The sequence below is a fragment of the Desulfosarcina sp. genome, assembly GCF_033791525.1.
Lineage (GTDB): Bacteria > Desulfobacterota > Desulfobacteria > Desulfobacterales > Desulfosarcinaceae > Desulfosarcina.
The window spans coordinates 1-5,686 of record NZ_JASJGN010000440.1; the positions used below are offsets into that span (position 1 = coordinate 1).

General features: G+C 56.9%; 4 protein-coding genes. All 4 read left to right on the top strand.

Going from position 1 to position 5,686, the window contains the following annotated elements; translation table 11 throughout:
• Nucleotides 1-191, top strand: a 191-nt coding sequence (locus tag QNK41_RS20935; RefSeq protein WP_319261164.1) for a hypothetical protein, incomplete at its 5' end; no start/stop codon positions are given.
• Between the two features lie 34 nt (nucleotides 192-225).
• Nucleotides 226-1,758: a sigma-54 interaction domain-containing protein gene (locus QNK41_RS20940; protein WP_319261167.1), complete on the top strand. Its 1,533-nt coding sequence runs from the start codon at nucleotides 226-228 to the stop codon at nucleotides 1,756-1,758.
• A gap of 20 nt (nucleotides 1,759-1,778) precedes the next feature.
• Entirely contained in the window at nucleotides 1,779-3,506 is a 1,728-nt protein-coding gene (locus QNK41_RS20945) for a sigma 54-interacting transcriptional regulator (RefSeq protein WP_319261169.1), read from the top strand.
• Between the two features lie 602 nt (nucleotides 3,507-4,108).
• A partial coding sequence (locus QNK41_RS20950) for a BCCT family transporter (protein WP_319261171.1) occupies nucleotides 4,109-5,686 on the top strand: 1,578 nt, incomplete at its 3' end.

The window sequence follows — 5,686 nt, forward strand, 5'->3', positions numbered from 1 at the left end:
AAGACGGAAGACGGAAGACGGAAGACGGAAGACGGAAGACGGAAGACGGAAGACGGAAGACGGAAGACGGAAGACGGAAGACGGAAGACGGAAGGTCTCAGACCTCGGACCTCAGACGACCGGCGGCCCTGGCGAGTTCACCGGTTTGCCTGATTTTAAAAAGTGTGGCATGCTTTTCAGCAGCCTGTTGACCGATACGCCAACCTTGATGGAACCTATACAGCCATGGCCATGAAAACGTCTCCACGCCATTTCATCGCTCGGACACTCGATATCGGCTATGAAGAATTCCTGCCCTTTTTCGACGGGTTCAGCGAGGGGCTGCTGATTGTCGACCGGACCGGAACCATCATCTACTATAATCCCACCATGGCCGCCATCGACGAGCTGAATCCGGCCGAGGTGCTCGGGGAAAAAGTGGTTGACGTTTACGATCTGGCCGAAGATGGCAGCGTGATCATGCAGTGTCTCCACAACCAGCAGCCTATCGTCGACCGGTCACTGCTCTATCGGACGCGGCGGGGGAAAGTGGCCAATACCATCCATACCGTTTTTCCCCTGTTCAAACGGGATCGACTGGAAGGCGCCATCTGTCTGGTGAGGGAATACAACGTGCTGGAAGAGACCATCTCCGCCATTTCCATACCCCGGCCCAAGCAGGTGCTGCCCAATGAGACCCGCTTTGATTTCGATGCCATCGTGGGCAGCAATATTGATTTTCTAAGGGCCGTGAATACAGCCAAAATGGCCGCCATTACCCCTTCGCCGGTGATGCTGCATGGGGAGACCGGTACCGGCAAGGAGCTCTTTGCCCAGGCCATTCACAACCACAGCGGGCGCAAAAGCGGCCGCTACACGGCGGTGAACTGTGCAGCCATACCGGAAAACCTGCTCGAAGGGCTGCTTTTCGGAACCACCAGCGGTGCTTTTACCGGGGCGCGGAATAAGCTGGGGCTTTTCGAGCGCGCCAGCGGCGGCACCCTTTTTCTGGACGAACTCAACTCGATGGCCACCGGGCTTCAGGCCAAGATTCTGCGGGTCATCCAGGAACGCAAGGTTCGCCGGCTGGGGTCTCTCAAAGAGTCGGAGATCGATGTAAAAATTATCAGCAGTGTCAACAAGGAGCCCCATGTGGCCATTGCTGAAAACAATCTGCGGCCCGACCTGTTCTACCGGCTGGGTGTGGTTTTTATCCCCATTCCACCCCTGCGCGACCGCAAAGAGGACATCGTTCTGCTGGCGCGTCATTTTCTCTCCAAGCACAGCCAAGCGCTCAACCGCAAAGTTTCGGACATCTCCGGTGATGTGCTGGCCCTGTTCAATGATTTTGACTGGCCCGGCAACGTCCGTGAATTGGAACACGTCATCGAAGGGGCCATCAACCTGGTGGTTTCCAGCCGCACCATCGAGCGGCGCCATCTGCAGTCTCACCTGACCACCTGGCGGCGGTTGCGGGGCGAACCGGACTCCGTTCAGCCGCCGATGGCCGGTTCACCGTCCAATGAATATGCCGGTTACGGTCAGGCACGCCCAGGATCGCCCACCCCGCCCCGCGGCGCCGGGCGGTATCCGGTGGACAGCGACAAGGGGCTGCTGGCCCGCCAGGCCGATCATGAGCGGTCGGTGGTGGTCGCCGCCCTGGCCGCCCACGGCGGTAATAGTACCCGGGCGGCGACCAGCATCGGCATTTCACGGCAGCTGTTCAACTACAAGATGAAAAAATACCGCATTGATCGGCGGGACTATTTGGGCGTTTGATCCTGAAAATCGTGTTTTAAATGAACCCAGCCAACCACAACCAAATCTCCTATTTCGAGGCCATTGTCGAAGCGTTTGACGGCATGGTTTATGTCTGTTCACCGGACAATCGCATCGAATTCGTCAACCGCCAGGTGGCCGAGCAGCTAGGCCGGGATCCGGTGGGGGAAGCCTGCCACCGGGTTCTGTACGGCAACGCCGAGGTTTGCCCGTGGTGCCCGGAACAGGATGTCTTCCGGGGCAAGCCGGTCAGATGGGAGTTCAAGCACCCGACCACCGGGCGATGGTATTACAACATGGCCACGCCCATCGCGCACCCGGACGGCGCAATTTCCAAACTGAGCCTGTGCCTGGATATCACCGAAAAAAAACAGGCTGAAAATGCGCTCCTGGAAAGCCAGCGCCGTCTGAGTACGCTGATGAACAACCTGCCGGGGATCGTATACCGCTGCCGGGCCGACGAATCATTTGTCATGGAGTTCGCCAGCCGGGGCAGCAAGCGGCTGCTCGGCTTTGAGCCCCACGAGCTCATCGGTACCGGACCCAATGCCTTCCAGCGAATCGTTCACCCGGACGATCGCAAGAACATGCTCGATCTGGTGCGTGAAACCGTGGCCATGCGGCGGCCATTCAGCTTCATCTACCGCATCAGGGCGGCCAGCGGTGATGAGAAGTGGGTCTGGGAGCAGGGCGAAGGGGTTTTCGATGATGATGACCAACTGGTGGCCCTGGAGGGATTCATCAGCGACGTCACCGCCTATAAAGAGGTGGAGCTGGACCTTCGCAAGGAGAACCTGCGCCTGCGTTCGTCCATCAGTGACCGCTACCGGTTCGGCGATATAATCGGCAAGAGTGAACCGATGCAGGCGGTGTATGACCTGATCCTCAAGGCGGCCGCCAGCGATGCCAGCGTGATTATTTTCGGGGAGTCCGGTTCCGGCAAGGAGCTGGTGGCCCGGGCCATCCATCGGTTGAGCGACCGCCGGCCGGGGGAATTCGTGCCGGTCAACTGCGGGGCGATACCCAAGGGCCTGATGGAACGGGAATTCTTCGGCCACATGAAGGGAGCGTTTACCGGGGCCAGTTCGGATAAGGGTGGGTTCCTGGATTCGGCGGATGGGGGCACCCTGTTCCTGGATGAAATCGGTGAGATCGGCCAGGATATGCAGGTCAAACTGCTGCGGGTGCTTGACGGCGTGGGGTACACTCCCTTGGGCGGCATCAAGCTCAAGCGCAGCGACTTTCGGGTGGTCGCCGCCACGAACCGCGACCTGGTCAAGCTGGTCAAGGATGGGCGGATGCGCGAGGATTTTTTTTACCGCATCCGTATTCTGCCCATCCAGCTGCCGCCGTTACGCGAGCGCAAGGGTGATATTCCGTTGTTGATCGATCATTTTCTGTCGACGCTGGCCAAAGGCAATAAGGAGCCCCGGCACCTGCCGGTGCGGGTTCGCGAGGCCATGGAAACCTATAGCTGGCCCGGCAATGTCCGCGAACTGCAAAACGTGCTGCACACATACATCACCCTGGGCAAACTGGACCTGATCGGTCAAATTTCAGACAGCGCGGTCGACGAACCGCCCTTGTCCATCGGTGGCGGCCTTAGAAAACGGATGGATGCTGTAGAGAAAAAGATGATTCTCAGCGCTTTGGAAGCGTCTCGATGGCATCGCGGGAGGGCAGCCGAAGCCCTGCAGCTGAACTACAAGACGCTCCAGCGGAAAATGAAAGCGCATGGTATTAATTAGTCCACAAACAGGACAGTAATGTCTTATTTTAAAAAATTGTATTTATTGCAGAATGTTGACTCTTCTTTTTCAGTCGCCTGAGGACAGTTGTGTCCTGTCCCGCTCCACGTAGCTCCTTCTGAAAAAATGAATCTTTCTTATTCATTTCATATGCCTGCAGCAATCCGCATCAATTGGCACAAAGATTGAAACTTTTCTTTCAGCATTTGATCGACACCTGTCTTTTTTCATGACACTGCAAACAACATCCGGGATCTCCAATGTCAACGCTGCCTGCTGTAAAGACGTTAAGTGATTCCGACCGTTGTAAATATATTTTCAATATATGGGCAGGCCGCTCGATGCCTGCCATACCCGTTTCGAGTTTGAGGCACCCTCTATATATTTGCCAAGTTTCAGTAGCAGCCAATGCAGCGACTGATTCGGGGGATTGTTGAATCGCGATAGCGAGCGCATTCCCCGCGGCTTAGCCGCGGGGAGGGTTCAATAAAGTAAAAAAGAGGCGCACCATCTGACAAAGAGGCCCTGTCGTTCGCCCGGCCCTATCGAAGCCGGGCACCCACCGACCACACCAACTGGAGCAATCGCTAAGGAGGAAATGCATGGCAAGAAAAGACAGGTTTACCACTTCCTACAAGGTAGGACAGGACAATATCCAAAAGTGGGGCATGGATATGCACAACCCGGTGTTTTTCGTATCGGCAGTTCTTGTGATCCTGTTTGTGATCTCCACGTTGGTCCACCCCGTCGGCGCCAAGAAGATCTTCGACGCGACCAAAGGGTGGACCATTGAAAACTTTGACTGGTTCTTCATGATTTCCGGCAACATTTTCGTCTTGTTCTGCCTGGCCCTGATCGTATTGCCCGTCGGTAAGATACGTTTGGGCGGCCCGGATGCCAAACCCGAATTTAAGCGTATGTCCTGGTTTGCCATGCTGTTTGCTGCCGGCATGGGCATCGGATTGATGTTCTGGAGTGTGGCCGAGCCGGTGGCTTACTACACCGGCTGGTGGGGAACGCCGCTGAATGTGGCCGCCCGCACACCCGAAGCGGCCAGCGCGGCCATGGGCGCCACCATGTTTCACTGGGGACTGCATCCCTGGGCCATCTATGCCGTCACCGCCCTGGCCTTGGCCTTTTTCGCTTTCAACAAGGGATTGCCGTTGACGATCCGCTCCACCTTTTATCCGATTCTGGGAGAAAAGACCTGGAAAACCCCCGGCAACATCATCGATATCATCGCCGTTTTGGCCACCATATTCGGTTTGGCCACCTCCCTGGGCTTTGGTGCCCAGCAGGCCAGCGCCGGCCTCAACTTTCTCTTCGGGATCGAGAAAACCATGTGGCTCCAGGTGACCATTATCATCTGCGTCACCGGTGTGGCGGTCATCTCCGTGGTCCGGGGGCTGGAAGGCGGTGTCAAGGTGCTCAGCAATTTCAACATGCTTCTGGCAGTGATTCTACTGGGCTTTGTTGTCGTGGCCGGTTCCTTTACCCACTTCATCGTCGGCTGTTTCACGACGACCCTGGCTTACATTCAAGACATCATCCCCCTGAGTAACTGGATCGGCCGAACCGACGACAAATTCTACAAGGGATGGACCGTCTTTTATTGGGCCTGGTGGATCTCCTGGGCACCTTTTGTCGGCATGTTCATCGCCCGCATCTCCAAGGGCCGCACCATCCGCGAGTTCCTGACCGCCGTTCTACTGGTTCCCACGGTCCTTACCGTGTTCTGGATGCAGGCCTTCGGCGGTAACGCCATTCTTCAGATCCAAAACAATGTGGGCGCATTGGCCAATGGGCTGGGTGAAGTTCCCCTGGCCACTTTTCAGATGCTGGCCAACCTGCCCTTGACCCAGATCACCTCCTTTTTCGGAATTGTCCTGGTACTGGTCTTTTTCGTCACCTCCTCCGACTCCGGTTCCCTGGTGGTGGACTCCATCACCGCCGGCGGCAAACTGGACGCACCGGTGCCCCAACGGGTATTTTGGGCCGTCATGGAGGGCGCCATTGCCGCGGCACTGCTGATTGGCGGAGGGGCCGACGCACTGGGGGCCATCCAGGCCATCGCCGTTACCGTCGGTTTACCTTTCACCATGATTATGCTGGTCATGATCGTCAGTACTTATATGGGGCTCCGCAGCGAGAACCTTGCCGATTACGAGACGTCCGCATCG

Coding starts and splice junctions, on each gene's coding strand:
- QNK41_RS20940 (WP_319261167.1), top strand. CDS start 226: ATGGCCATGAAAACGTCTCCACGCCATTTCATCGCTCGGACACTCGAT.
- QNK41_RS20945 (WP_319261169.1), top strand. CDS start 1,779: ATGAACCCAGCCAACCACAACCAAATCTCCTATTTCGAGGCCATTGTC.